The organism is Streptomyces sp. NPDC006259 (assembly GCF_042870975.1).
GTDB lineage: Bacteria > Actinomycetota > Actinomycetes > Streptomycetales > Streptomycetaceae > Streptomyces.
Window position 1 is genome coordinate 531,675 of sequence record NZ_JBIAHY010000005.1, and the last position, 25,860, is coordinate 557,534.

A 25,860-nucleotide genomic window follows, 5' to 3' on the forward strand; every position below is an offset into this window, starting at 1 on the left:
CCCGCACGGCGGTGCGGTCGGGGCGTCACCGCGGAACGAGTGGTCCGCGGTGACGCCCCGGTCGTCAGCGCACGGCGTGACTGCCGGGTGCGTGCCCGACGGTGGTCACGACACGCGCGGCCGCGGTGCCGGATATGATTCCGCAGGTTTTCCCGTTGAGGGTGAAGCTCCTCGGGGCGGTGTTGCCGCCGCTGTAGGCGGCGTTGAAGCCGATCGTGGTGGAGGCGCCGGTGGGCAGGGCCGCGTTCCAGCCCATGTCCTTGACGGTGACCGCCGCGTCCTTCTGCGACCAGGTGCCGTTCCACCCCTGGGTGATCTTCTGGCTGCCGGTGAAGGAGAAGCCGAGCTGCCAGCCGTTCATCGGAGCGCCCTGGTTGGTGATCTTGATGTTTCCGGTGAAGCCGCTGCCCCAGTCGGTGCTCACGCCGTAGCCGACGGTGCAGGCGGCGGGGGGCGCGCTCGCGGTGGTCAGCGTCACCGGGGCCGACGCCGGCGAGCTGCGGCCGGCGGTGTCCTTGGCCACGACCCGGAAGGTGTACGCGGTGGCCGGGTTCAGTCCGGTGATCGTGGCGGTGGTGGCCGGTGCGTTCACCGTGGCGATCGGGGTGGATCCGGCGGGATCACCGGAGAACACCTGGTAGGACGCGACCGGGGCCGACCCGGGGGTGGAGGCGGCCCAGGTCAGGGTGGCCCGGTCGGTGCCCACCGCGGAGGCCGCCGGGGTGCCGGGGCCGGAAGGCGGCGTGGTGCCGGTGGAACCGGCCGGGATGACGTACTCGGTGATCGAGTACGCCGGGAAGGTCCCGGTGAAGGCACCGCCCGACATCGGTTGGTCGGCGGCGTGCTGAACCTTGGTCAGGTCGGTCTGGCCGTAGCGGTAGACCTGCGCGGTGGCAGGGAGGGCGGTGCGGCCGGTGATGGAGACCGGCGCGGTCAGGTCACCGGTGGTCTTGTTGATCACCATGACCGTCGTCGCGTGGTCGGAGCTGCGCTCGGCTGCGTAGACCGAGAGGGTGTCCTGGTCGGCGCTGGCGGCCTTGACCGCGGTGTCGCCGAAAGCGCCACCGCTGCCGTCGTAGTTGAGGAACATCCGGAAGGCGTAGGCACCGGGATCGGTCGCCTTCGGCGGTGACCACAAGGTGGCCAGGTCCAGGCCCTCGCGTCCGAAGATGCCCAGGACGTCGGCCTGCGCCAGAGCGCCGTTGACGTGGTCCAGCGCACCCCAGTTGTACTCGGTGACGGCCAGCTTGGTACCCGGGTAGTTCTGGTCGACCAGCGAGCGCATCCGGGGGATGAACTGGATGGGCTGGTTGATCCAGCTCTCGTCGACGTACGACGGGTCCCACAGCTGCCTGGTGGAGCGCAGCCGCAGCGCCTGGGTCGCGGCGTCACCGGCGCCGGCCAGCGCCACCCCCGTCTGCTGCGGGTAGATGTGCTCGTCGAAGTAGTCCAGGATCCGGCGGCCGTGGGCTTGGTCGTACGCCTTCATCTGCTGCAGGTACCAGGGGGCGAACTGCACACCGCCGTGCGCCGCCCGGTCCGGCGGGTCCGACCAGCAGCTGCCGCCCTGCTTGCCGCAGACCTCCTGGTCCAGGCCGGAGTAGACCAGGGAGTTGAAGCCCCAGCCGACCGGGCCGAGGGTCTGCGCGCCGGCGTCGGCGTCCTTGATGGCGGCGCCGGCGGCGTAGGTGCTGTCCCGCATCTCGTCGTAGCTCGCGCCGGTGGGGTGCACGTCCCGGTGGGTGGCGTGCCACAGGTCGGGTTCGTTGTCCAGGTTGTAGAAGCGCACCCCGCCGTCGCCGGCCTTGCCGTGGGCGCCTCCGAGGTACTGCACCCAGCCTTTTGTGAAGTCCGCGCCGATGGGGATGCTGGTCTCCGCCGGGTTGTTCCCGGTGATGTCGGTGCCGTCGGGCTTCTTGCCGTTGCCGCAGTCGGGCCGCCATTGAGCGTCACTGCCCTGCTGGGGACCGTACTTGGCGATGCTGAAGCCGCAGGCGTCGTCGCGGGCCGCCGCCGTCCGGCCGACCAGCGGCACGGTGAGCACCGAGTCGGTGCCGGTCCTGCGGTTCTGTCCGACGAACTTGTCGGCCTCGGACCCGGCGGGCAGAGTCGCCGGGTCGTTGTTGTAGTGCAGGTTCTCGAAGTACCAGTCGGAACCCGCGTTGTAGGCGTCGAGCTTGTAGTTGTACCGCGTCGTGGCGTTGCCGCCCCAGCGGCTGAGCGGCAGGCGCAGTTCCTGGGCCAGCGCCTCGTCGGCGAAGTTCATTCCGTAGATGTGCGGATCGATGGGATGCCGTCCGGTGGTGGCGTCCACGCTGATCGCCGGGCCCGCGGCGTCGGTGGCGGCGACCGCCAGGGCGCGGGCGGCCTGGTCGGTTTCCGATCGGGCCACGCCCGCTTGCGCGGGACCGGCCAGGCCGGCGCTGCTCACCAGCAGGGACAGCGCCGCGAGAGCGGCTCTCGGTGCTGTACGCATGGTCTCCTTCTCAACGGCCATGCGGCGCTCGCCCGTTGGCCGCACGGCGCAGGTGGACGTACGACGACGTACCGGTGATGGCACCGAGTGGGAGGACACCGAACGGCCTGACGTGGGGGATGGCTGGCGGTGGTGCGGTGGTGCCTGGTCGGCGGGGTGCGGCGCGACAGCGAGGTGCGAGGTGCGCAGTGCGATGTACGCGCGCGGGCGCGCTGCTGTGCTGTGATCACGGGCACCGGCGGGTGGGAGCGCTCCCACCACTTGCCGGACGGGTCCGCCGATCCTCTTTTTTGCGGGACGGGAGGGGTGCGAGATCAACCGGCATGGCACCCGCGCGGCCGGCGGTCGAGCCGGGCCAGGTATGAACCACACCGATCCGAAACATTCTCATCACTGGGTGATGATTTCTGCTCCGGGACTCTAGGGTCGACTTGCGAGCCGAGTCAAGAAGCCGTACAGCCCGGATCGGGACGAGGTCGCGGACGAGGCTCTGTGCGGCGGGCGGTCGGCGGCGGGTGGATGGCTCCGAGAAGTTCGGACCGGCAGCCGTAGCCGTTGCCCATGAGCACGGCCGGCGAGGCTCGCCCGTTCGGTGCCCCGGCCGCCGGACCGCTGACGCTCGCTCAGATCGCCGAGCCGGCCGGGATCTCGATGGCCATGGTCGCCACAGTGTGAACGGGCGGACCGATGCCGCCGACGGTGGTCGTCGATACACCACTCCCACGGACGTGACCGCAGCCCGGATCGGCACGGTCCACCGGAGCGACGATGTGCCGAAGGAACATCGGTTCGAGTACTGGCGCGAGTTGATGCACCAGGTGATCGCCCCCAGCCATATGAGCAGCCAGTTCGCCGGCGACTTCTGGGCGCGACAAAGGCGGGGACCGGGTGGCCTGCCGACGGCTCCGCCGGTCAGCCGCCCGCGTTCCGTTCCGCGATCCGCAGATTGTCGGCGATGTCCACACGCACCGGATGTCCGGCCGGCAGGCCAGTGCTCTGGGCGTGGGCGCGGCGCAGGACCGTGAGGCCGTCGCGGCGGAGGCCTGCGGCGAAGAGGGTCGCGCCGAGGGTGTTGGCGGTGGTGAGGGTGGATTCGTGGGCGGCTCCGAGGCGGCGGGCGCGGCGCTGCCAGGTGTCGTCGAGAACCGCGACGGACGCCGAGACGTCGCCCTGAATGGCCAGGGCCCCGCCGAGGTTGTGAGCGCAGTCGAGGGTCGCGGGGTCGTCCGGGCCCCAGGCGCGGGTCGCACGGTCGGTGGCTTCGCGGGCGATCTGCGCGGACGAAGCCGCCTTACGCTGCTGGTAGAGGGTGGAGCCGAGCAGATTGAGCAAGCCGATGGTCTCCCCGTGGTGCGCTCCCAGCTCTGCCTCGCAGTCGGGCAGCAGGCGGCGCAGGAGCACCTCCGCCGCGGCGAAGTCGCCGCTGTCGAACAGGACGCGCGCCGTGCGGAGCTGCCGACGCAGGCCGGTGCGGTTCGGTCCCTTGCGACGCCACACGACGACCCCTCGCCCACGGCGTCGTCGCCGTGTCGTTGTTCCGGTGGTGCGGCCGACCATCGTATAACCGCGGCATGTTGGTCAGCGAGGGCGCGGGCGCGGACCGCGCTGCGGTGGCACGATGAGGTGAGCACGGCAACGGGAGGACACCCATGATCGAATCCCTGTCTGCGGTCGCAACGGCCGCTTCGACGACGCTCGTCGCCGCGATGGCGACGGATGCCTGGGGCGCCGCCCGCTCCGGTTTGCTGCGGTTGTTCAGGCGGGACGACGCACCCGAAGAGGGTGCGCTGGTTGCACTGCTGGAGAGCGAGGCCGCGCTGGTGTCCGAGGCGGAGGATCCGGAGGCGGCACGCCGCCAGTTGGCACCGGCGTGGCAGTTGCGGCTCGAACAGTTCCTTCATACGCACCCGGAGGTGGCCGACGACGTGCGTGAGCTGACCCGGCGGCTTCAGGACGAACTGCCCGCCCCGCAGCGGCACTGGGTGCAGCACGTCGAGGCGCGCGACCACGGGCAGGCGTTCGGCGCGCAGGGCGGGAACGTGATCGTCCATCAGGAGCCCGGCGTCGGCCGAGGTGACCGCGCGACGTGAGTGAGCAGCACGTCAGCGCGACGGGCGGGTTCGCCTACGGTGTCGTCGGCGCGGACATCCATGTGTTCGGCGACGGCACGCCGTTGTACGTGCTGCGCAGATGGGCGGCGGCCCCCGAGGCGGATCCGCAGTGGCTGCGGCAACAACCCAGCCGGATGCTCCAGGCCCGGTATGCCGTGGCCCCGTTCACCGGGCGGGAGGACGAGCTGGGCGCGCTGCACGCCTGGTGCGCCGGCGGTCCGCAGCGGGCGGCACGCTGGCTGCACGCGCCAGGAGGGCAGGGCAAGACCCGGCTGGCCCAGCAGCTGGCCGCCCAGCTGTCCGGGCAGGGTTGGAAGGTGGTCACGGCGGTCGAAGGGCCCGGGACCGTGCTGCCTCCGCCCGGCAGCCAGGACCTGACGCCGGACAGGGCGGCCGGGCTCCTGCTCCTGGTCGACTATGCGGATCGCTGGCCACTGACCACCCTCACCTGGCTGTTCAGCAACGCCCTGCTGCACCGGCCGGACGTGCGCGCCCGCGTCCTACTGCTGGCGCGCGGCACCGACCCGTGGCCCGCGCTGCGCGGGGCGCTCGCCAGTGAGCAGATCGATGTGTCGACACAGGCCCTCGGGCCACTGGACCAGCCGAGCGGCCCGGCGGCCGGGCAGGGTGAGCGGGGCGCGATGTTCCGTGCGGCACGCGCCGCCTTCGCGGAGCGGTACGGGATCCCGGCGCCGGTGGGCGAACCCGACCTGGCCGACGACAACTTCGGGCTGGTCCTCGCCGTGCACATGGCCGCCCTGGTCGCCGTCGACGCCGAGGCCTCGGGCCGGCGCGCCCCGCCCGACCTGGCGGGGCTCACCCTCTACCTCCTCGACCGCGAGCACCTGGGCTGGGCGTTGCTGCACGACCGGCGGGGCGGGGGACGGATCACCCTGCCCCCCGCGGTCATGAACCGGGTGGTCTTCGCCGCCTCCCTGAGCGGCGCACAACCGCAAGAGCAGGGAACAGCGCTGGTGGACGCGCTGGAGGTCGGGCAGCCGACGCCCACCGTGCTGGCGGACCACAGCACGTGCTATCCGCCGCCCGAGGGCATGGACGGCACGGTCCTGGAGCCGCTCTATCCGGACCGGTTGGCGGAGGATTTCGTCGCGCTGACCGTGCCGGGCCACGCGGCCGACTACCCGGCGCAGGCGTGGGCGGCGGACACCACGGGCACCGTGCTGCGGCATGGTTCCGGCACCGCCCGGGCGGTGCCGACGCTGATCGCGGCGGCGGGCCGCTGGCCGCACCTCGGGCCCGCCTGCCTGTATCCGCTGCTGGCCGCCGATCCCGGCCTCGGCGTGTCCGCCGGGGGCGCCGCCCTCAGCGCTCTGGCCGAGCTGCCCGACATCACGACGGCACTCTTGGAGGAGGTGGTGGGCGCCGTGCCGCGCCCGGCCCCCGCGAACCTCGTGGTGGGAGCAGCCGCCGTCGACGTCCGGCTGTTCGCGTCCCGGATCGCAGCGGCACCGGACCGGCACGAACGCGCCTGGCTGTACGCCGGGTACGGCAACGACCTGCACGAACTGGGGCGCACGCAGGAGGCGCTGCGGGCGGCACGGCGCGGTGCGGAACTCTTCCAGGAACTGGCCGCCGACGATCCGGAGACGTACGAGGAGCACGTCGGCCGTACCCTGACGAACGTCGCCGGTCTGCTGCACGGCACCGGCGAGGCCGACGAAGCGGTGGCGACGCAGCAGCGCGTGGTGGACCTCTTCACCCGTCTCGCTCGGGACGATCCGCGCCGCTACGAACCGTACCGGGCGACCGCGCTGGCCAATGTCAGCGTGTATCTGGAGTCGGCCGGTCGGTGGGAGGAGGCGTACCGGGCCAACCAGGAGGCGGCGAGCGCGTACCGCAAAGCGGCCGTCCACGATCCGGGGCAGCGCAGGGGACTGGCGATCGCGCTGTCCAACGGGGCGGCCCTCACGTTCCGTCCGCCTGCGGAGGACGTCGCCCTGCGTGAAGCCGTGCAGTTGGGACGTGGGTTGGTGCGCGAGGGGGCTCTGGTCGAGGACACGCCGCTCGTCGCGTCGCTGGAGCGGCTCCGCGATCACCTGTCCGCGCGCGGCCGGCACGCCGAGGCCGTCGCGCCGGCGCGGGAGGTGGCCGAACTCAACCGGCGCCTCGCCGAGGCCGACCCGCAGCGGTACACCTCTGCGTGGACGACGGCGCTGATGAGCCTGCACGGGATCCTGCTCGACGCGGACCGTCCCCAGGAGGCCGTGGAGGTCGGCGAGGAGGCGGTGACGTGGCTGCGCCGGCTGGCCGACCGTGCGCCCGCCACCTACCTGTCGTCCCTGGGCGCCGCGGTGTCGCGGCAGAACAGGGCGCTGCGGGCGGCGGGCCTGCCGCCGGAACCGGAGGTGGATGTTCCGCGGCGTGTGCTCGATCCCGACGCCCTGGCCCGGCAGGTGCCGGGGGCCCGGATCACGGTGGACGGGTGGCTCCCGGAGCTGCTGCCCGTGCCGCACGTGTCGGCGGCGGTACTGCACGACACGGCGAGCGGGCTCGTGCGTCGGCGGGACTGGCCGGCGTACTGGGAACTCGTCTGCTCCGCTCCCCTCGCCGACGCGGTGCACCTCGTGCACCGGATGCCCCGGCGCGCCGGGGCGCCGGACCATCCGCTGGACGCGGAACTGTTCGCCTGGCTGCGGTCCCTCTCCCCGCGCCGCGCCAGGGCCCTCGTGGAGGAAGCGGCCGGCGCGGCCACCCGGACGCTGCCCGAGGACTTCGGCGTGTTCTCCGCGGCGCACAGCGCGTTCGGGCACGGTGGCGAGGTGCTGGCCGCCGCGCACCTGACGGACGATCCGGACGAGCAGACGCGCGAGGTGATCGAGACCCTCGAACCGGAGTCCGGCACGCGGACGGTGGTCCACCGCGGCCCCGTGTGCCACGAGTCGCTCGCCGTCCTGGGCCCCGGGGACGTGGTCGCGCTGCGCCGCAGCGAGGGATACGCGGCCCGGGCGGAACTGGTCCGGCACACGTCGTTCGAGACGCGGGTGCTCGCACGGGGCCGCACGTTGACCGGGGCGCACCTGGCGGCCACGGCGTACGGATGCGTGGTCTCACTGCCGCTCACGCCGCAGGTCCTGGTCCTGACGGCGACAGGGCAGTTGCGCCAGGTCGATCTCGGGCAGTGGGCGCTGAGCACCGGCGGCCCGATGGCGGTGACCCCCAGGGGCGACCGCATGGTGCTGTGCGACGGCCACCGCCTGATCGCCGTCGACGCCGCACTCGGCCACGCGCTGAGCGCGGCCCCCGTACCGGCGGAGCACGCGCCGGTACGGGAGCTGGTCTTCGTCGGCGAGGACGCGCTCGCCACGACGGGGCGGCACGGCGGGCTGGTGCTGTGGCGGCTGGACGCCGCCGGGATGCGGCCGGTGGCGTCCCGCCACACCCCGATGCTGTCGCAGCTGTGCGCGGTCCCGGCCTGGGACGTGGTCGGCGGTCACGCCGGCTCGGAGGACCGGGTCCGCTTCTTCGACCCGTGGCGGGATCTCGCCCCGGTCGACGCCCCGCCCGCGATCGTCGGCTCGGCCCGTCGCCTGCGCGCGGTGCTGGCGGCGCCGGGCGGACGCCACGTCGTCTACTCCGGGCAGCTCGACGTGGACGCGCCGCCGCGGCGCCGCTCCTTCGCCTTCGTGACCCGGGTGCACGATCTCCACCATCCCGGTTCGCTGTTGCGGCGGTCACCGGCCGGTTTGGGCGACGCCGAGCGCGCGGCTCTGGCCCGGGCCGACGGGGATGGTCCGGGCGCGCGCGACCTGTTGCGCCTCGCGCACGTGATGGCCACCCGCCTCTGACGACCAGGGAGCAGACGCCGAGGATTCCGGCGGGCCCCGGACGTCGGGACCATCCCCGCGCGTGCGGGGAGCAGACCGGTGTCCGGGTGGGCGTGGGGGCCGCGGGCGGACCATCCCCGCGCGTGCGGGGAGCGGACCGGTGTCCGGGTGGGCGTGGGGGCCGCGGGCGGACCATCCCCGCGCGTGCGGGGAGCAGACCGGTGTCCGGGTGGGCGTGGGTGCCGCGGGCGGACCATCCCTGCGCGTGCGGGGAGCAGACTGCTCACCTTTGCGTTTCTCTGGAGCCAGGCCCGGTGCTCCCAGCGGCGAAGCCCTCTCGGCGGTCCTGTCCCGCGGCGCACGGTCCCTGGTTCGGCGCATGCCTCCACCGGTGCTGTCGCCGGGAGCACGGCTGGTGGGCCATAGGCGCACCGTGCTCCGGGCTCATGACTCGGAGGACTCGGAGGACGCGACGAATGGCGATCACGGGGGTGAGGGCCGCCGGTTCGTCGACGACCTCTTCGCTCGGCGCCACCCGCGTCATCAGGTGTGCTTCTGAGCGGCCTCCGCCACGGAACCCGGCAGATCGGCACCGACGAGGGGCCTCCGCGTTGTACGACTCTTCCTGGAGCGAGGCCCGGGAATGCCAGGAAGCTGAAGCCATCAGGTGATGCACGGTGTCCGGTCCACTGACGGCTGGGAAACATGTCACCGGCGGCCTGCCTGGCAGGCGAGCGGCCGTCACGGTGATGTCGTCCAGCGGGGTGCGGTCCGGGCCCATGCCTGGTCCCAGTCGGCATGGCGTCGCCGGTCCAGTGCGCGGGCGGCCGCGGCGTAGGTGAGAGCTCCGGCAGTGAGCACGCCTACGCCTGCTGCGCCGGCCGAGCCGAGAGTGCGGCTGCGGATCTGCTCGGCGGTCCAGGGCGGGTCGGTGGTTTCTCCGCTGTCGGTGGTCCACACCTGGACAGTGCTCCCGGCGGGCAGACCGGGCCGTACCTCGGTCGTGGCGGTTCGGGGGTGTCCGGTGGGATCGGTGAAGCGGACCTTGACCGGGTAGCGGGTGTGCCGGTCCTCGGCTGATCCGGGTTCGGGGTGCCGGGGGGCGCCGTGGAGCAGCACGGCCGTGGTGAGGTGGCGTGACCGGGCCTGTTCGCCGGCGGTCTGCTGCAGGGAACGGTGCACGGTGGTGCCCACCAGCACCATGGCCGACGGGGTGGCAGCCAGCACGGCGAAGGCCAGGGCAAGCCCGATCCATGCCTGCACCAGGTCGGTCGGGCGGCGCAGAGGGTTGCGCCGCCATCGCCACAGCCGGGTGGGGCGCAGGGTGGGGAGCGGCTGGGCCTGCGGTATCTCGTCGGTCACGTCGCTTCTCTCCTTCGATGCCGAACCGGCCGGGCGGCGGGCACAACGATCAGGGAGGTTCGGCCGCGCCGCTGCTCCTGCGATGGCGGGGGTCGGCGACGTGGGTGACAGAGGGGTGTCCGCGGGCGGACCGCAGGACTTTCGCGGCGCCGCGAACGGCGGCGGTGTGCGGGGCGGGCAGTGGTCTCACGGGCACGTGCAGGTCTTGAGCCAGCTGGTGGGCGAATTCTGGGTGCCGGGCGCCGCCGCCGGCCAGGAGGACGCCTCTTCGGACGGCGTCGAGGGTCTGCGTGGTGTGGTCCTGCCGGAGCATGTCGGTCACCGTGCCGCTGACCGCGTCGGTGATGGCGCGGTGGGTGGTCGCTTGGTCCAGGTCGTCGGTGCCCAGGGCGGTGCGGTGGGCATCGACCACCGCACCGTCGGCCAGCAGGAAGACCTCGGTGAGGTGGGCGCCGAAGTCCACGATGAGCAGGGGGCGGCTCATGTCCGCCCCGGCGCCCAGTGCCACTGCCGTGGCGGTGGGGATGGTCAACACCGTGCGGGGCCGTAGAACTTCCAGTGCGGCGCGCGCCGCCTTGCGGTAGGCGATGCCGCCCAGCACGGGCGTGGTCAGGGCGATCAGCGGCCGGGCGTGGCGGGGAACACGGGGGCGCAAAAGACGCTGCAGCATCCGGGCGGTGCCCTCGGGGTCGACGATCGTGCCGCGCTGAATGGGGTGGGAGCCTGCGGCGCCCTCGACGCTGATGGTGGGGACGTCCAGGATGATCCCGCGGCCGGGCACCCAGGCGCGGGTGCGGGAGCTGCCCAGGTCGAGGGCGATCCCCGGACACCGCCGGCACACCGGCCAGGTGGGGGAGCCGTCAGCGGGTGCGAAGTACACGGACATACGGTCACCGTGCCGCTTCTCGGAGCTGGTGGCAGTGGCCGCAGTAGCGGGCTTGCGGCACGATCTTCAGGCGTGCCACGGCGATGGGCCGGGCGCACCGATGGCACCTTCCGTAGCGGCCCTGGTCCATCCGCTCAAGGGCCGCTACCACGTCGGAGAGGACCATGCGGGCGGAGGCGGCGAGCTTGACGTGGACCTCGATCTGCGAGGCCGCCTGCCGCCCGCGTATCCGCTCGGCCCGGGTCGGGGAGGGCGACGCGATCTGCCGCAGCTGCTCCTCGCGGAACAGGCGCTGCTCAAGCAGGTTCTCTCGCAGCCCGGCGAGATCCCCGGGGCGCAGGCCCGCGTTGTCGGCGTCGATGACCTGTTTGTTCACTTCTTCATGCCTCCACACAGCGGAAAGGGAACTCGACCCACGCACCGCCGGCTGTCTGCGGTCAGGTGCTGCGCCGCTGGCATCCGACGCAGCAGCGCGCGTACGGCAGGATCTCCAGTCGTTCGACGGGGATGGGCTGGGCACAGTCCTGGCACAGTCCGTACGTGCCGTCCTCGATGCGGCGGAAGGCGGCGTCGATCTCTTTCAGCACGCGCCGCAGGGCGTCCTTCTGTACGGCCATGAGGTGGTCGTTCGTTCCAGGTCCGGCCTCTTCGATCGCGGTGAGCTGGGTGAGCCGCGTGTCGCGCTCGTGCTCAAGACGCTGCCGGACCTCATGCGCCGTGAGACGTTCGGGGCCCAGCTCGCGGCGGGCGGTGTCGAGCGGCATGGAAAGCAGTCCCTTCACATCGGGGCGGTCGGCGGCCCGTGGCGCGCATCCGCCGCATCGCGGAAGGCACGGTGGGCTACGTGCCACAGGTGCCTGCGGCCGTGTTCGTGGGGCGGCCGTCTGGTTCGTGGTTCCCACCCTGGTCGGCCCGGTCGGGGGAAGCCATCGGCTGCGGTACCCATCTGCGGGGGGCTCGGTGGTGCAGGCGTCAGGGGGAGATGGGTGTCGCACCCCATCGACGCGCACACCGCGCCCGGAGAAGCTGGTACGAAGCCGACGCGAGATCCCGGGCGGCGTGAGGTGGGATCCGCCTGACGGATAGTGGTGTCGTGGGGTGCACGCCAAAAGGAGGCTCGACAGGCTGTGTCGTTGTTCTGGCGGATCTTCGGGCTCAACGCCGTGGTGCTCGGTGCGGCCACGGCGCTGTTGCTGTGGGCACCGGTGACCGTCTCGGTGCCGGTGCTGCTGACCGAGGCGGCGATCCTGGTCGGCGGACTGATCGTCATGCTGGTGGCCAACGCAGCTCTGCTGCGTATCGGGCTGGCTCCGCTGGAGCGTCTCACCCGGCTGATGACCAGGGTGGACCTGCTGCGCCCGGGCCAGCGCCTGCCGGTGGCCGGACACGGCGGGGTGGCCGAGATGATCCGCACCTTCAACGCCATGCTCGACCGGCTGGAGGCCGAACGTGCCACGAGCAGCGCCCGCGCCCTGTCCGCCCAGGAGTCCGAGCGGCAACGCATCGCCCAGGAACTCCACGACGAGGTCGGGCAGAGCCTGACCGCGGTCCTGCTGGGACTCAAGCGAGCAGCCGACCAGGCCCCCGAGCCGCTGCGCGCCGAGCTGCGGCAGGTGCAGGAGACCACCCGCGAAAGCCTGGACGAAGTACGCCGGCTCGCGCGTCGGCTGCGCCCCGGCGTTCTGGAGGATCTGGGCCTGGTCAGCGCGCTGACGGCACTGACCAACGACTTCGCCACCCACACCGGCCTGAAGATCACTCGCCACTTCGCCGCGGACCTGCCGCCTCTTGACCCGCAGACCGAACTGGTGCTCTACCGGGTGGCGCAGGAGGGGTTGACCAACGTCGCCCGCCACGCCGAAGCCGAACGCATCGAGCTGAGGCTGCGGCGAACCGACGGTGCCGTGGTGCTGGGCATCAGTGACGACGGCCGAGGCATCGGTATCGCCCGGGAGGGTGCCGGTATCCGCGGTATGCGCGAACGCGCCCTGCTCGTCGGTGCCACGCTCGAGATCGACACCGGCACCACCGAGGGCACGCACGTGGTCCTGTCCGCACCCCTCACCAAGAGTCCCGTGCCCCGCGCAGAGGAAGAGGACGCCGATCATGGCTGACAAGGCCCCGATCCGGATCTTGCTCGCCGATGACCATGCCCTGGTCCGCCGCGGGGTGCGGCTCATCCTCGATGGCGAACCCGACCTTGAGGTCGTAGCCGAGGCCGGTGACGGCGCGGAGGCCATCGCCCTGGCCCGCACGCACGAAGTGGACCTGGCCGTCCTGGATGTGGCGATGCCGCGCATGACGGGGCTGCAGGCCGCGCGGGAACTGTCGTCCCGACGACCGCAGCTGCGGATCCTGATGCTGACGATGTACGACAACGAGCAGTACTTCTTCGAGGCACTCAAAGCCGGAGCCTGCGGCTACGTCCTGAAGTCCGTCGCCGACCGCGATCTGGTCGCGGCCTGCCGGGCGGCGATGCGGGGGGAGTCGTTCCTCTACCCCGGAGCGGTCACCGCCCTCGTCCGCAACTACCTCGACCGGGTCCGGCGTGGCGAGGAGGTTGCGGACCGCGTGCTGACGGCCCGGGAGGAGGAGGTCCTCAAACTCGTCGCCGAGGGCCATTCCTCCAAGGAGATCGCGGAGACGCTGTTCATCAGTGTCAAAACGGTGCAGCGCCATCGGGCGAACCTGCTGCAGAAGCTAGGACTGCGCGACCGCCTGGAGCTGACGCGCTATGCCATCAGGGCGGGCCTGATCGAGCCCTGAACCGCCTGTACCCCCCCGAGACCTGCTCCCGGTTCCACGTGCCGGATCGGGTATGACGACAGAGCCCGAGGAGGCGGCGTATGGCCCAGCCCCGTCGCGGCGCCACCCCTTGCGATCGTCCGCGCCGCGCGGGCACCGCCGGCAGGCTGCTGCCCGCACTGGTCGCCCTCCTCGGCCTACTGACCATCCTCGGCACCGCAGCCCCCGCCTCTCCCAGCGGCGTGACGACGTCGATCCCCGTGGTGGCCCAGGGGAGCGGCGGCGGTATCGCTCCGCACACCGACGAGACGTGCACCCCCGCCTGGGGTGTCGCGGCGCGAGTACACCGGGACACCACCGCTGAGCGGCAGGCTCCGCCGACCGGGGGCACGCCCGTCCCACGCTGCCCCGTGCTGCCGCGACCCGAGCCGGGGGCGTGGTCGGCGCCCGCGGCCGGGACGGCCGGACCTCCTGAGCACACCGTGCGGCACAGTGAGCGGGCGCCACCGTCTCCAGCCGGCCCCTGACATCTCCCCTTTGTCTTCTCCGCGCCGCCCGGGGCGGCCGCGGTATGCCTGCTGGAGGCACTCTTGACGCGCGCCATGCGTGTACGGGCGTTCTTCGCCCTCGCTGTTGTAGCCCTGTCACTCTCCATCACGGCGGCCGTACCGGTCCGCCTCGGCCTCGACCTGCGCGGCGGCACCCAGATCGTGCTGGAAACCCGTGACTCGCCGACCGCCGAGGCGGACTCGGCGGCAACCGATCGCACCCTGGAGGTGTTGCGCCGCCGCGTCGACGCGCTCGGCGTCGCCGAGCCGGCCATCGCCCGTTCCGGGGACAACCGGATCATCGTCGAGTTGCCCGGTGTGCAGGACCCGCGTGAGGCCGCCGACGTCCTGGGCCGTACCGCCCAGCTCACCTTCCACCCCGTCCTCGGCGTCGCCGAACCGGGACAGGCCCCGACCGAGCGGCCGGAGGAACGCACCCTGCCCGACGAATCCGGCCAGCGGCTGCGCCTGGGGCCCTCCTCACTGACGGGAGCCGACGTCGACGGCGCCGAAGCGCGGATCGACCAGCAGGGCCTGGGCGGCTGGTTCGTCGGCGTCGACTTCAAGGACGCGGGCGGCTGGGCGGATCTGACCGGTGCGGCGGCCTGCGCCCCGGCCGGCGACCCCACGCGCCGCGTGGCCATCGTGCTGGACCACAAGGTCATCTCCTCCCCGCAGGTCGACCCCTCGGTCGCCTGCCGCACCGGCATCACCGGCGGAACCACCCAGATCACCGGATCCTTCAGCCGGCCAGAGGCCCGGGAACTGGCCCTGCTCATCAACGGCGGCGCCCTGCCTGTGCCGGTCGAGACCGTCGAACAGCGCACCGTCGGCCCCACGCTGGGAGCCCAGGCCATCCGGGCCAGCGCGCAGGCCGCCGTCATCGGCACCGTGCTGACCTCCCTGTTCCTCATCGCCGTCTACCGGCTCATGGGCACGCTGGCCGTCCTGGCACTGGCCTGCTACGGACTGATCTCCTACGCCACCCTCGCCGCCCTGGGTGCCACGCTCACCCTGCCCGGACTCGCCGGATTCGTCCTGGCCATCGGCATGGCGGTCGACGCCAACGTCCTCGTCTTCGAACGCGCCCGCGAGGAATACACCACCCGTCGCCGCAAAAGCCTGCGCTCCGCCCTGACGGCCGGCTTCCGCAACGCCTTCAGCGCCATCGCCGACTCCAACATCACCACCCTCATCGCCGCCGGACTGCTGTTCTTCCTCGCCTCCGGCCCCGTGCGCGGTTTCGGCGTCACCCTGGGCATCGGCGTCCTCGCCTCCATGCTCAGCGCCCTGGTGGTCACCCGCGTCCTCGCCGACTTCGCCGTCACCCGCCGCGCGGTGAGACGACGTCCCCGCCTCACCGGTATCGCCGGCACCGGCACGGTCAGCGACTGGCTCTCCCGCCGCAGCCCGGACCTGATGCGCCACCGGCGCCACTGGCTGGCCCTGTCCGCTGCGGCCCTCGTCCTGGCCACCTCCGGGATCGCGGTGCGCGGGCTGAACTTCGGCGTGGAGTTCACCGGCGGCCGGCTCATCGAGTACTCCACCACCGCACCGGTGTCTGCCGACCGGGCCCGGGATGCCCTGGCCGACGCGGGCTTCCCCCGCGCCGTCGTCCAGACCTCCGGGGAAGACGCCCTGACCGTGCGCACCGACGAACTCTCCAACGCCGAGGAGGCCCGGATCACCGAGACGATCGACGACCTCACCGGCACCGCGGAGAAGACACGCGACGAACTGATCGGGCCCAGCCTGGGCGCAGAGCTGCGCCGCGGCGCCGTCATCGCCCTCGGCACGGCTCTCGCCGCCCAGCTGCTCTACCTCGCCGTCCGCTTCCGCTGGACGTTCGGCACCGCAGCGGTCGCCGCCATGGCACACGACGCCCTCATCCTCATCGGCGTCTTCGCCTGGCTGGGCAAGCCCGTCGACGGGGTGTTCCTGGCCGCCCTGCTCACCGTCATCGGCTACTCGGTCAACGACTCCGTCGTCGTCTTCGACCGAGTCCGGGAACTGTGGCCGGGCGGGAAGACGGCGGCCGCGCCGGGTAGGACACCCTTCGCCCGGGTCACCAACACGGCGATCCTGCAGACGGTCCCGCGCACCGTCAACACCGGCATGGGCGCGGCGTTCATCCTGTCCGCGCTCGCCCTGCTGGGCGGGGACTCCCTGACCGACTTCGCCCTCGCCCTGCTCATCGGCATCGTCGTCGGCACCTACTCCTCGATGTTCACCGCAGCGCCGCTGGCCGTCGAACTCCACTCCCGCGGCACCCAGTCGTCGGGATTCACCCGAGGAGCGGCCACTCGGAACACGGAAACTCCCTGACGCGGTAGGTGCGAGGCGTCATGCTCCAGCTCCACCCACGCCTCGTCATCCGGCTCGGGATCACCGATCTCCTGTGACGAGTCCTCGTACCGGTGACTAGAATTAACTGTCTATGGAAGATAATTCTTCGGAAGACGAGTAATGGCTGACACTGACCTGAAGCTGCTGTACCGGGAGCTGGTCTCGCTGGAGATCGAAATGTGGGACGGCATCGAGGGGCGGTTGAGGGCCGAGTACGACTTGGCGCTGACCTCGTTCGAGGTGCTGCACCTGCTGTTGCGGCGGCCTGGGCGGCGGATTCAGGACATCGCGGAGGAGTTCTCGATCACGGTGGGCGGCACGAGCAAGGTCGTCGACCGTCTGGAAGCGGCGGGCCTGTGTGGACGGAGGGCCAACCCGCACGATCGCCGTTCCTCGATCGTCGAACTCACTGCTGACGGGCGGAAGCTGGTGGACGGGGCGCTGAAGGTCTTCGAGGAGGAGCTGGAACTGCGGATCGGGTCGGTGATTCCCGAGAAGTCGGTACGCGAGGTGACCACGGTCCTCAGTACGCTGCGGGCGGCCGGACGTGCTCTGGACGCGGAGCGGAAGGCCGCGGGTCGGACGCCGGTTCCGGGGATGCGGGCGCAGAAGCAGCCTGGCCGGCCGGCCTCGTGAGCCAGGGCCTCTCGGTTCACTCGGCGATGCCGGTGAAGGCGGTGACTGCGTTGAGGTGGGCGCGGACGAGGAGGCTGCCGGGGCCTCCGTCGCGGGCGGCGTATTCGCGGGTGTGGTCTTCGCCCATGTAGCGGGGCCGAGGAGGCTGCCCGGTGCGGCATCTCGTCGGGGTTCGCGAAGGTCTTGCGTATCTTGCGTCGGGGTTCGCGAGGTCTCGACGTGTCCTTGGCGGAGGACGAACGCGTTGAGGGTGGTCGTCGTCGTCGCGGAGGGCGAAGCGGCCGTCGCGGGCGAGGTTGCGGCCCTTGACGCCGTCCTTCGTGCTGAGAAGCACGGCGTCGTCGCCGTCGAGGGGGAACCGGTCCGGTCCGACCTTGGGCCGTTCGCCACCCCGAGGTCGGGGACGGCCTCGGGGCACACAGTCGGTGTCAGCGGCCCCAGAAGGCGTCTTCGGCGTTCTGGTCGCCGGAGAAGAGCCACATCTCGGTGATCTTGTCGTTCTGGATGCGCAGGAGATCCACGCCGTCCATGGCCATGGACGTGCCGCCGCTGCGGCCGGTGAAGTGGATGGTGGCGGCGACCAGGTCGCCGTTGCCCATGAGGGAGTGGATCTTGTCGATGGCGAAGGTGCCCTGACTGGCCTCCATCATGTTGCCGAGCATCCGGAAGACGGCGCGCTGTCCCTTGTGCTCGCCGGAGAACTGGTTGGTGCCGGGCTGGTGCCACACGATCTGCTCGTCGAGAAGGTCGCCGAGGGCGGCCATGTCTCCGGTCTGCACGGCCTGGAAGTAGGCGCGGGCCAGGTCGAGGTTGGCGGTGGTCATCGTGGTCTCCATGGGCTCGGTCGGGCTTTATCGGGTGAAGTCGAGGCGGTCGGCCAGGCCGGCAGCGGTGAAGGCGGCCTCGATCTCGGTGCGGTCTTCCGGGAAGTGGGCCCAGCTGTCGTAGTGCGCGGGGACGACGCGTCGGACGCCGAGTGTCTTGGCGGCCTCGGCGCCGAGGGCGCTGTCGAGGGTGAGCAGGGCGCCGTCGAAGGCGAAGGGCATGCGGGCGCCGCCGAGGAAGAGGATCGCGGTGTCCACCGGGGCGTACTTCTCGGCGATCTCCCTGACGTCCTCCAGGGCGGCGTTGTCGCCGCTGACATAGACCGAGGGCAGGTCGTCGGAGGTGAGCATGAAGCCGATGACGTCACCGGAGATCGGCTCGCAGCCCACGGGACCGTGCCGGGCGGGCACGCCGGTGATGGTCACGGTGCCGCCGTCGGGCCGCCTGAGTTGGCCGTGTGCCAGAAGGCGAGGCCGCGGGCCTTCCCGCCCAGGCGGCCGGCGCCGCTTTCGGTGGTGAAGACGACCGGCACCTCGGCCAGGAGAGCACGGCCGGCGTTGTACGGGTTGTCGTCGTGCTCCTCGTGCTCGTCGTGGGTGAGCAGGACGGCGTCGATGGGGCTGAGGTCGGCGGCGGTGTCCGGCGAGGGGGCGGTCTTGACGAGCTTCTGGTCGCCCGCGAGGGGCATGGGGTACTCGCCGGGCGGGTCGAAGGTCGGGTCGGTGACGACCCTGAGCCCGCCGTACTCGAACACGACGGTGGGGCCGCCGTAGACGTGGACGGGGATCCTTTCGCTGGTGGCGCTGGCGCCGGACATCGGGGAACCTCTCGGTCGGGGGCACGGTGGTACGAGGCGCTGCGCAGGCTCCGACGGGCAGGCAGGCCGAAAGAAGCACGGGTCGCGGGGGCGCCCGCTACCTGAAAGGGGTCTCCAGCAAATCATTTACATTCCAAGGAAGCAACTTCCGTAGATTATTGTTCCGTGTGTGGGGGTTCGTGACCTGCCGTCTGCCGGCCCTCGGACAGCACAGGACCCCGGCGCGTCGAACACGGATGCCGGGCCGCAGGAAGGAAGTACGTCATGGAGTCGGTCGAGATCGAGGCGAAGACCCTGATCCAGAAGTCGAAGACCCCGTCGAACGACTACGTCATCAACCCCTGCACCGGCTGTGTGATCGGCTGCGCCTGCTGCTTCGCCAGCTGGGCCAGGCGCGGAGCTACGCGGTACAGGCGGAGCCGAAGCGACAGGGGATCAGCGGCAAAGACCGGGGAGACATGGAAGCCCGCAGAACCGTAGCCGGTTACGAGCGGACGGATTCGCCGGCCGGTCCCGGATGCCGTAAGGCATGACTGTGCGCGTCCGGAGTCGACCGCGTCCGTGTGTGATTGGTGCGTGCTGGCTGGGACGTCGCTCGGAATTCCCCGCCGGCCTCAGATTCGCCAGGAGCGGAGCGCCTCCGCGACGTCGTAGATGCTCAGCCGGGTCTCGCGGACCTTTCTGATCAGGTCGGACAGAGCGCCATAGGGAGGGTCGATGCCTTCTCCGGACTGGTCCATGTACTGGCCGGTGACGAAGCCGGCGAAGAGGCTGTTGCGGTGGGGGAGGGGTTCGAGACGCACGATGGTGTGCAGGAGGGCGGCGGCGCGCCATGCGACGTCGGGGTTGGACGTGGCGAGAGTCGGCATGCGTGTCCTGTGGCGCGCGACAGCGGCTACAAGGGCCGAGTAGTCGGTGACCGACACGTCGTCGTGGCCGAGGGCGACCTCCTGGACGTCCAGGAGCCAGGAGACGTCGATGTACAGGATCCCGCTCATCAGGCGGCGGTGGCCCCCTGGTCGCGCCCGGACGCGGGGACCTCGTCCGGGAACGCCTCGTCGAACTCGGAACGCAACCTGTCCGCCCACGAGGCGGCGCCGGCCACGAACCGTTTGCGCTGCATCTCGCGGACACCGAGGTCGTGCAGGTACTGCTTCAGGCTCTTGCCCTCAGCCGCAGCAGCCGCGCGCACGCCTTCCATTTCTTCCTCAGTAAACGGCACGTTCAGTGATGGCATATCGGCATGGTACCTACTTGGTACCTGCGGGGGCGACCCTCAGGGCTGATCGCCGAAGGCGTCGACGGCGTGGACGCCATGGCCTTCGCCGGCCCCGCCCGCAGCGTCGAGGCTCTCGGCCGCCATGCGCCTGGACGTGTGCGGCGCGACCGCCAGCCTCATCGGTCTGCTCCAGATGTTGACGGTGGCCTGCGCCGCCGGGCGCGGGGAGTTCGTCGTGCGGGCCGGACGGTCTGTGAGCGTGTGACAAAGCTCAGCCCAGCCCGGTCCGCTGGTGGGGGTGCGGCTGACTAGCTCTTATAAGGGAGCTCTTCGGCGTGGGGTGCCCGCGGCCGGCGGATTCCGGGAGCCGCGCACACGTGGGAACCGTGCCCAGTGCCCAGTGCGCAGGGGCGGGCTCGATCAGTTGGCCGACGTGTTCCGTGTCATCTCGGCTGCCTCGGTGATGGCGCGTTGTCTGAGATCGCCGAACAGCTGCATCGTGACGGCGGCCAGGACGTCGTCCCCGCCAACAGTCCGCCCGTCCCCGCGACGGGTGGACAGGGCGAGGAGGGGGTCCTTGAGCAGCGGGGCCGGGGCTGGCTCGCCCGGCACCACCAGACTGACCGTCCCGAACCGCTTGACCCCGCCCTCGCGGACGACCTTGGCCGCGTCCCGGGCCAGGGCCGTCAGGAACACGCTCGCGATTCCGTCCAGGTCGCGGACCAACGCCGGGACCGCCCTCACCCCCCGGCTCCCCAGCAGCCTTCTCACCCCGGCCTCGAACCGGTGGGCGCCAGCCACACCACTCGGTGTACGCGCCCCGCGGCGCTCACGAAGGGACACGAGCGCACCATCGGCGTTGCGCACCTCGCCCATCAGGCCGTGGAAGGTCGGGCTGTGCAGGTACCACGCCGATCCCACCTCCACCTCGACGTTCCGGTCGATCGCCGAGATGAGGTCCTTGGGAATCAGCCTCTTCCTGACCTCCTCGGCCGCCGCACTTCTCGCGCCCTCGATGATCTCCGTCAGCACGGTCCGCGTCACCGACGCGGCGGCCCACGCGGCCGACCGGGAGACGTGCAACGAGGTCACGTCCCTGAACACCGCTTTGACGAGTTGAGGCTTGAACGGCAGGTCGGTCACGACGGAAGCGGTCTGTGGACCGCCGCGCTCGGTGCGTAGGGGTTGTGTGGTCATCGAAGAATGTGCTTTCTGCTGTCGGAGGTGTCAGTGGCCCATGCCGCACCGGGCGGCGAGACCACAGAGCTCTGCGGAGGGCGCCGAGCCGACACAGTGCCTGCCGGGCGGGGCCGCCGGCACCGAGGTGCAGGCGGCCCCGCCGGATTCTCGACGCTCCGGCGACCGGGCGTGCGGCAGGGGGTGCCACCCGGGCGACGCGCTGTGGTGCGGCGTCGTGCCGGTCAGGCGACCTGGTACCTGCCGACCTCCAGGAAGTGGCGCAGTGCTTCGGGTGTGTTGTCGTCCAGGGCGGCGTTGGCTGCCGCGCGCAGGGCAGGGCTGATGGACGAATCGGCGAGGATACGGGCGATGGCGACGCGGTCGTCCTCGGCCTGGGCGATGCGGTAGCCGGTCTCGAGCCAGGCGCGCATCGCGTCGGGGTCGTTGGCGTCCAGGAGGGCGTTGACCTCGGCGATGACGCGCCGGCCGCTGTCGGGGTCGGCGAGGATACGCGTGATGGCGACGCGGTCGTCCTCGGCCTGGGCGATGCGGTAGCCGGTCTCCAGCCAGGCGCGCATCGCGTCGGAGTCGTTGGCGTCCAGGAGGGCGTTGGCCTCTCGTGTCACACGCCGGCCGCTGTCCGGGTCGGCGAGGATCCGGACTATGGCCACCCTCAGGTCGTCGGCGTCCGGCTCGTCCGCGGACGAGGACACCGCCGGCACCGTCACCGCGGCTGGTGCCGCCGTGGCGGCGAAGGACGGGGTGGCGAGCAGGAGGGCCGGGGCAAGGATGCCCGCGGCGATGCCGGGCGCTACGCGATGCAGTCGCAAGGGGAATGCTCCTCTTCGTTTGCTACGAGCATGAGTTGAGGACGCCTCAGGGCGTTCACTTCGGTGATGCTGCCACCTGGGTCTGACAGTGGCAGTCGGCCCGCCGCGGTCGCAGGGCACCGTCGCCGCGGACGTGGCCGGTGTTTCATGGCGACGCGCCTTCGAGAAGGGGGGCCTTGAGCGCGGCTCGGGGCTGTCGGGCATGATCGGGGCGAGACGATTCCTGGGGCGGTCGTGGTGGGTCCGAGCGTGTGGTGGTGCGCGCGACGGGGTTCGGCTCGTCTGCCGGGACCGGGGCGGGGGAGCCGGCCGTGTCGCCGCACGGCTTGGCCGGTCATGCGAATGAGTGGGCGCCAGGTCGTGGGAAAGCGACAGTCGCGGCCGTGGCTCATCTCGGATGAACTGTGGTCGCTGATCGAGCCGTTGTTGCGGGAGCCGGGGCCGAAGCAGGTGGAGGGACGGCCGAGGGTGCCGGACCGGCAGGGGGTTGCGGCGTGCTGTTCGTGCTGCACACCGGCATCGAGTGGGAGTACCTCCGCAGGAGGCGGCGTTCGGTTCCTGGACGACCTGCTGACGGCGTCTGGTGGCCTGGAACGAAGCCTGGCCCTGGCCCAGATGTTCTACGCCGACAGCCCGCTTCGGGCGCCACCCCCTGCGCTGTGGCGCCGAGTTGTTCGGCCACGACCGCGTCCTGTCGTGCAGCGATCGGCCCTGTGATCCGGAGAAGGGGGCGGCTACGTCCGCTTGGCTGTCGCCACCGTGGAGGAACTCGACCTCAAAACACGGACCACTCCGCGATCTACGGGACAACGCCGTGCTGCTCGGTCCGCGGCTCACGCCGTGAACCGCCCGGTGGTCCGTACCCGGCGGACGGCCGAGCCCTGCCCGCCGCGTACGGCCATGGTGTCACTCTCACGCAGTATGCAGCCGACGGTGCGACCAGCGTGGCGTGGGTTGGTCAGGAGGGGAGGATCCGCCACTGCTGCTGGGTCAGTGACTCGTACGTCTGCTGCTCGACGTTGGCCCCGTCCGAGGTCGAGCTGCCGGCCACACCCATGGCCAGGCCGCTGAATCGGTTGACGAGCAGGTAGTAGCCGTCAGCGGTGGGCGTCACGGCCCAGTGCTGCTGGGTGACATGGGCGTCCTGCCAGATGGCGACGTTCCCGCCGGGGACACGGGAGAGGCCGGCCACCTCCACGAGTTTGCCGCTGTTGACGCCGCGGATCTTGAAGTAGCCGTCGCCGGTGGCTATGAAGGTGAACTTCTGGGTGGTGTTGTTCAGCCAGGGCCACTGCTGGCAGTTGGTGCCGTTGGTGGTGCCCCGACTGTCGACGTCGAGTACCTTGCCGCTGTGCCGCGCGGCCAGCCGGTAGGTGGTGCCCGCGGCCGGGAAGCCGGAGGACACCAGCGTCGGCTTGGCCGACCGCCCGCCGATCCTGATTCCGCTGATGTTGGCGTAGCCGCCGGTGCCGGCGTTCACCTGGACGCGTACGAAGCCCGCATCGCGGTTGGGCCACTCCACCGACTTGGTCCTGTTGTTGCCTGCCCAGGTGCCGGTGGCGACCTGGGTGAAGGTGACGCCGTCCGTGCTGGTGGAGATGGTGTACGAGGTGATGTCGCCGTCGGTGGCATTGGTGCGGTTCCACTGCTTGGGCAGGTACTCAAGGGTGGAGACGTTGCTCCAGACTCCGCCCAGGTCGATCGTGATCGACTGCGGCAGCGTCAGGCCCCATGTCGACCAGCAGGTCTCGTAGCGGACGTCGCTGAGTCCGTCGATCGCGCCGAGCGGTCCCTCTCCGGTGTGGTAGCCGGTCGCGTACGCGTTGACCGGTGTGATGGGGTGCTCGGCGCGCAGCATCTGCGTGGGCAGCGGCGGCCTGGAGGCGTTCGGGCTCCAGGCCGCGCCGACCTCGGCGAGCCGGTTGACGATGTTGGTGTCCAGCAGGCCGTTGCGGTTGGGCGGGCAGTTCAGGATGAACGAGGTGTACTTCGGTTCCAGGTCGGTCAGATGCGACAGGATCGAAGCCTTGCTCATGAGGCTCTCGGTCGGAGTCGACGGGTGCCAGAACCAGCCGTTGCTGATGGTCTGCCCCTGCATACCGGCGTACGTGTTGCCCGCAGGCGCCGTGACCCCCAACGGCTCCTCGAAGAAGATCGCGTCGCTGAGGAACGGCTCCGAGAGCCCGCCGATGTCGATCATGACGCAGTCCGGTTGCAGTGACTTCACCAGGGAACGGATCCTCTGGTACGAGATCGCCTGCTGACCCATCTGCCACGCGTACCCGTCGGTCATGAACATGTCTATCGTGCCGTAGTTGGTCAGCAGCTCGGTGATCTGGTTGAGGATGAACGCCATGTCCGCGGGCTCGATGGCGTCGTTGACGTCGAGCCCGGTCACCTTGTGCCGGGTTTCCCACGCCTCGACGCCGAAGGTGCGGTCCCAGATCGAGTAGTAGAAACCGACCTTGAGCCCCTTCGCCCGAAACGCGTCGCAGTACGCCTGCACGACGTCGTGCTTGTAGGAACTGTTCGCGACGTTCTGCGTGCCGTGGGCGGACGGCCACAGGGCGAAGCCGTCGTGGTGCTTGGTCGTCAGGATGCCGTAGTTCATCTTCGCGGCGGCGGCAGCGGCCGCCCACTGCTCGCAGTTCACGGTCGGGGGAGCGAAGAGGGTGGGACTCTGGTTCGGCTCGGCCCACTCCTGGTCGGTGAACGTGCCCAGGCTGAAGTGGTTGAACATGCCGAACCGCAGGTCGACCATCTTGCTCAGGTTGGTCTGCGTGTCCGCGGCGGACGCCTTCGGCAGAAGGCCGGAGAGGCCGGGAAGGACGGGCAGTGCGGTCGCGGTGGTGGCCGCACTCCCCGCACCGATGAACGTGCGACGGGACATTCTCCCTGCGGGCATGGCCGACTCCCATGATCTGGTGGCGTGGATCCGGTGACGGCGCCTGAGGCCGACAGCCATCGGATGTTAAGAGCGCGTTTTTATCCTGGTCAATGCTTCTGGCGCCCGAGTGAACGAAAAAATCGATAAAACTGGGGCATATTCACGCATGGAGCGGCGGGAGGTGAGACGCCCTCCGCTTATACATCGGATGTATCAAGTCGCGCTGCACAAGGGGTGGGGTGAGCCCGGCGAGACTCTGCGGCCCTCGGGTCGGGCGTGCCACCTGGTGGTCGGACTCACGCCGGACGGCGATCCCCGACGGGGGGAACAGCTCCGCCACCCGTCGGTGTGAGAGCGACCTGGGGGCGGGGCACCCCGTGATCGTGATGGCGGCGTGCGTCCGGCCCGCGCCTCCGCTGTCCCGGACGCCCCCGTCGGGATTCGATGAACCCTCAGTGCGTGTGGTCGCCGGTGTGCTCCGGCGCAGGGGCGTCGACGGCGGGATTGCCCGCCAGCCACTGTTCCACCGCGGCGATGTGGACGGTAGCGGTGGAGATGGCCAACGGGGCGTCGCGTGCCTGGAGGGCGGCGAGGATGGCCTCGTGGTCCCGATGGGCGTGCTCCAGGGCATGCCGGGTGCGGCTGCCCCGGACGATGCGCACGCGCTGGGTACGGGTGGAGAGCACCTGGAGGAGCATCGTCAGGACGGGGTTGCCGACCGCTTCGACGATCCGCAGGTGGAAGGCGATGTCGTGGGCGACGAACTCCTCGACGGAGGCGGCGGCGCGGCTCCGGTCGAGTATGCCCCGCAGCGCCCGGAGGTCCTCCGGCCGAAGCAGGGAGGCGGCCAGCCCGGTCGCCTGGGGTTCCAGCAGCCGGCGCACCTGGACCATCTGCTGGGCTGTCCGCCCCTGGGAGACGTCGGCCGCGAAGGACAGCGACTCGAGCAGGAGGTGGGGCTCCAGGCTCGACACGTACGTGCCGTCACCCTGGCGGGTGACGAGGATGCGCATGGCGGTCAGCGCCCGGACCGCCTCGCGCAGCGAGCTGCGGGACAGGCCGAGCTGGTCCGCGAGGTCGTCCTCCCTGGGCAGGCGGGAGCCGGGGGCGAGATCACCGCGCACGATCATGGCCTTGATCTGGTCCATCGCCTCGTCGGTCAGCGCCATGGGGGTGCCTTTCATGCTGGGCGGACAGGGAGCGGCTCA

At 71.1% G+C, this 25,860-nt stretch carries 19 protein-coding genes and 1 pseudogene; 6 read left to right on the forward strand and 14 right to left on the reverse strand.

Features of this window, described 5'->3' with window-relative positions:
- Positions 1-64: 64 nt before the first annotated feature.
- Positions 65-2,476, reverse strand: coding sequence for a glycoside hydrolase family 44 protein (locus ACFYO5_RS23080; protein ID WP_388711589.1), 2,412 nt, complete (start codon positions 2,474-2,476; stop codon positions 65-67).
- 912 nt (positions 2,477-3,388) lie between these two features.
- On the reverse strand, positions 3,389-3,973 hold the full coding sequence (locus ACFYO5_RS23085) for a tetratricopeptide repeat protein (protein ID WP_356565475.1): 585 nt from the start codon (positions 3,971-3,973) through the stop codon (positions 3,389-3,391).
- 152 nt (positions 3,974-4,125) lie between these two features.
- Here ACFYO5_RS23085 and ACFYO5_RS23090 point away from each other — a divergent pair, with 152 nt between their 5' ends.
- Together ACFYO5_RS23090 and ACFYO5_RS23095 are read left to right on the forward strand one after the other, a co-directional pair.
- On the forward strand, positions 4,126-4,566 hold the full coding sequence (locus ACFYO5_RS23090; RefSeq protein WP_388711592.1) for a hypothetical protein: 441 nt from the start codon (positions 4,126-4,128) through the stop codon (positions 4,564-4,566).
- Positions 4,563-8,393 carry a hypothetical protein gene (locus tag ACFYO5_RS23095; RefSeq protein ID WP_388711595.1) on the forward strand — a complete coding sequence of 1,277 codons (3,831 nt, stop codon included), beginning with the start codon at positions 4,563-4,565 and terminating at the stop codon, positions 8,391-8,393. The genes ACFYO5_RS23090 and ACFYO5_RS23095 overlap by 4 nt, the downstream gene beginning before the upstream one ends.
- A 720-nt stretch (positions 8,394-9,113) precedes the next feature.
- On the opposite strand, the gene ACFYO5_RS23100 is transcribed toward ACFYO5_RS23095, so the two are convergent.
- From ACFYO5_RS23100 to ACFYO5_RS23115, 4 genes are all read right to left on the reverse strand, one after another.
- Positions 9,114-9,734, reverse strand: a complete 621-nt coding sequence (locus ACFYO5_RS23100) for a hypothetical protein (protein WP_388711598.1) — start codon at positions 9,732-9,734, stop codon at positions 9,114-9,116.
- A gap of 49 nt (positions 9,735-9,783) precedes the next feature.
- Complete coding sequence (locus tag ACFYO5_RS23105; protein ID WP_388711601.1) at positions 9,784-10,620, reverse strand: rod shape-determining protein; 837 nt, start codon at positions 10,618-10,620, stop codon at positions 9,784-9,786.
- Positions 10,621-10,624: 4 nt separating this feature from the next.
- On the reverse strand, positions 10,625-10,996 hold the full coding sequence (locus ACFYO5_RS23110) for a TraR/DksA family transcriptional regulator (RefSeq protein ID WP_388711604.1): 372 nt from the start codon (positions 10,994-10,996) through the stop codon (positions 10,625-10,627).
- A 61-nt stretch (positions 10,997-11,057) separates the two neighbouring features.
- Positions 11,058-11,384, reverse strand: coding sequence for a TraR/DksA family transcriptional regulator (locus tag ACFYO5_RS23115; RefSeq protein ID WP_388711607.1), 327 nt, complete (start codon positions 11,382-11,384; stop codon positions 11,058-11,060).
- A 363-nt stretch (positions 11,385-11,747) separates the two neighbouring features.
- On the opposite strand from ACFYO5_RS23115, the gene ACFYO5_RS23120 reads away from it, so the two are divergent.
- The 4 genes from ACFYO5_RS23120 to ACFYO5_RS23135 all read left to right on the forward strand — a co-directional run bounded on the left by ACFYO5_RS23120 (position 11,748) and on the right by ACFYO5_RS23135 (position 16,895).
- Positions 11,748-12,734, forward strand: coding sequence for a HAMP domain-containing sensor histidine kinase (locus ACFYO5_RS23120; protein ID WP_388711610.1), 987 nt, complete (start codon positions 11,748-11,750; stop codon positions 12,732-12,734).
- Positions 12,727-13,386, forward strand: a complete 660-nt coding sequence (locus ACFYO5_RS23125) for a response regulator (RefSeq protein ID WP_388711612.1) — start codon at positions 12,727-12,729, stop codon at positions 13,384-13,386. The genes ACFYO5_RS23120 and ACFYO5_RS23125 overlap by 8 nt, the downstream gene beginning before the upstream one ends.
- Positions 13,387-13,967: 581 nt before the next feature.
- Positions 13,968-16,238, forward strand: a complete 2,271-nt coding sequence (secD, locus tag ACFYO5_RS23130) for a protein translocase subunit SecD (RefSeq protein ID WP_388712293.1) — start codon at positions 13,968-13,970, stop codon at positions 16,236-16,238.
- Between the two features lie 141 nt (positions 16,239-16,379).
- Positions 16,380-16,895, forward strand: coding sequence for a MarR family winged helix-turn-helix transcriptional regulator (locus tag ACFYO5_RS23135; protein WP_388711615.1), 516 nt, complete (start codon positions 16,380-16,382; stop codon positions 16,893-16,895).
- Between the two features lie 428 nt (positions 16,896-17,323).
- Here ACFYO5_RS23135 and ACFYO5_RS23140 read toward each other — a convergent pair whose 3' ends face one another.
- From ACFYO5_RS23140 to ACFYO5_RS23175, 8 genes and pseudogenes are all read right to left on the reverse strand, one after another.
- Positions 17,324-17,719 (reverse strand): nuclear transport factor 2 family protein, encoded by a 396-nt coding sequence (locus ACFYO5_RS23140; RefSeq protein WP_388711618.1) that lies wholly within the window; start codon positions 17,717-17,719, stop codon positions 17,324-17,326.
- Between the two features lie 27 nt (positions 17,720-17,746).
- Positions 17,747-18,537 (reverse strand): annotated as a pseudogene (locus ACFYO5_RS23145) (MBL fold metallo-hydrolase).
- Positions 18,538-19,151: 614 nt separating this feature from the next.
- The gene (locus tag ACFYO5_RS23150; protein ID WP_388711621.1) at positions 19,152-19,535 is read right to left on the reverse strand and encodes a toxin Doc; all 384 of its coding nucleotides are present in this window, start codon (positions 19,533-19,535) and stop codon (positions 19,152-19,154) included.
- Positions 19,535-19,774, reverse strand: coding sequence for a hypothetical protein (locus tag ACFYO5_RS23155; RefSeq protein WP_388711624.1), 240 nt, complete (start codon positions 19,772-19,774; stop codon positions 19,535-19,537). The genes ACFYO5_RS23150 and ACFYO5_RS23155 overlap by 1 nt, the downstream gene beginning before the upstream one ends.
- Positions 19,775-20,176: 402 nt before the next feature.
- Positions 20,177-20,953, reverse strand: coding sequence for a hypothetical protein (locus ACFYO5_RS23160; protein ID WP_388711627.1), 777 nt, complete (start codon positions 20,951-20,953; stop codon positions 20,177-20,179).
- A 224-nt stretch (positions 20,954-21,177) separates the two neighbouring features.
- Positions 21,178-21,765 (reverse strand): hypothetical protein, encoded by a 588-nt coding sequence (locus ACFYO5_RS23165; RefSeq protein ID WP_388711630.1) that lies wholly within the window; start codon positions 21,763-21,765, stop codon positions 21,178-21,180.
- 958 nt (positions 21,766-22,723) lie between these two features.
- The gene (locus ACFYO5_RS23170; protein ID WP_388711633.1) at positions 22,724-24,670 is read right to left on the reverse strand and encodes an alpha-L-fucosidase; all 1,947 of its coding nucleotides are present in this window, start codon (positions 24,668-24,670) and stop codon (positions 22,724-22,726) included.
- Positions 24,671-25,104: 434 nt separating this feature from the next.
- Positions 25,105-25,821, reverse strand: a complete 717-nt coding sequence (locus ACFYO5_RS23175) for a FadR/GntR family transcriptional regulator (protein ID WP_388712296.1) — start codon at positions 25,819-25,821, stop codon at positions 25,105-25,107.
- Positions 25,822-25,860: the final 39 nt, after the last annotated feature.

What these genes read in the sequence shown, in the direction of transcription:
- ACFYO5_RS23080 (WP_388711589.1), bottom strand. Translation starts at nt 2,476, where the DNA reads ATGCGTACAGCACCGAGAGCCGCTCTCGCGGCGCTGTCCCTGCTGGTG.
- ACFYO5_RS23090 (WP_388711592.1), top strand. Translation starts at nt 4,126, where the DNA reads ATGATCGAATCCCTGTCTGCGGTCGCAACGGCCGCTTCGACGACGCTC.
- ACFYO5_RS23105 (WP_388711601.1), bottom strand. Translation starts at nt 10,620, where the DNA reads ATGTCCGTGTACTTCGCACCCGCTGACGGCTCCCCCACCTGGCCGGTG.
- ACFYO5_RS23115 (WP_388711607.1), bottom strand. Translation starts at nt 11,384, where the DNA reads ATGCCGCTCGACACCGCCCGCCGCGAGCTGGGCCCCGAACGTCTCACG.
- ACFYO5_RS23125 (WP_388711612.1), top strand. Translation starts at nt 12,727, where the DNA reads ATGGCTGACAAGGCCCCGATCCGGATCTTGCTCGCCGATGACCATGCC.
- secD (WP_388712293.1), top strand. Translation starts at nt 13,968, where the DNA reads ATGCGTGTACGGGCGTTCTTCGCCCTCGCTGTTGTAGCCCTGTCACTC.
- ACFYO5_RS23135 (WP_388711615.1), top strand. Translation starts at nt 16,380, where the DNA reads ATGGCTGACACTGACCTGAAGCTGCTGTACCGGGAGCTGGTCTCGCTG.
- ACFYO5_RS23140 (WP_388711618.1), bottom strand. Translation starts at nt 17,719, where the DNA reads ATGACCACCGCCAACCTCGACCTGGCCCGCGCCTACTTCCAGGCCGTG.
- ACFYO5_RS23150 (WP_388711621.1), bottom strand. Translation starts at nt 19,535, where the DNA reads ATGAGCGGGATCCTGTACATCGACGTCTCCTGGCTCCTGGACGTCCAG.
- ACFYO5_RS23155 (WP_388711624.1), bottom strand. Translation starts at nt 19,774, where the DNA reads ATGCCATCACTGAACGTGCCGTTTACTGAGGAAGAAATGGAAGGCGTG.
- ACFYO5_RS23160 (WP_388711627.1), bottom strand. Translation starts at nt 20,953, where the DNA reads ATGACCACACAACCCCTACGCACCGAGCGCGGCGGTCCACAGACCGCT.
- ACFYO5_RS23170 (WP_388711633.1), bottom strand. Translation starts at nt 24,670, where the DNA reads ATGCCCGCAGGGAGAATGTCCCGTCGCACGTTCATCGGTGCGGGGAGT.
- ACFYO5_RS23175 (WP_388712296.1), bottom strand. Translation starts at nt 25,821, where the DNA reads ATGGCGCTGACCGACGAGGCGATGGACCAGATCAAGGCCATGATCGTG.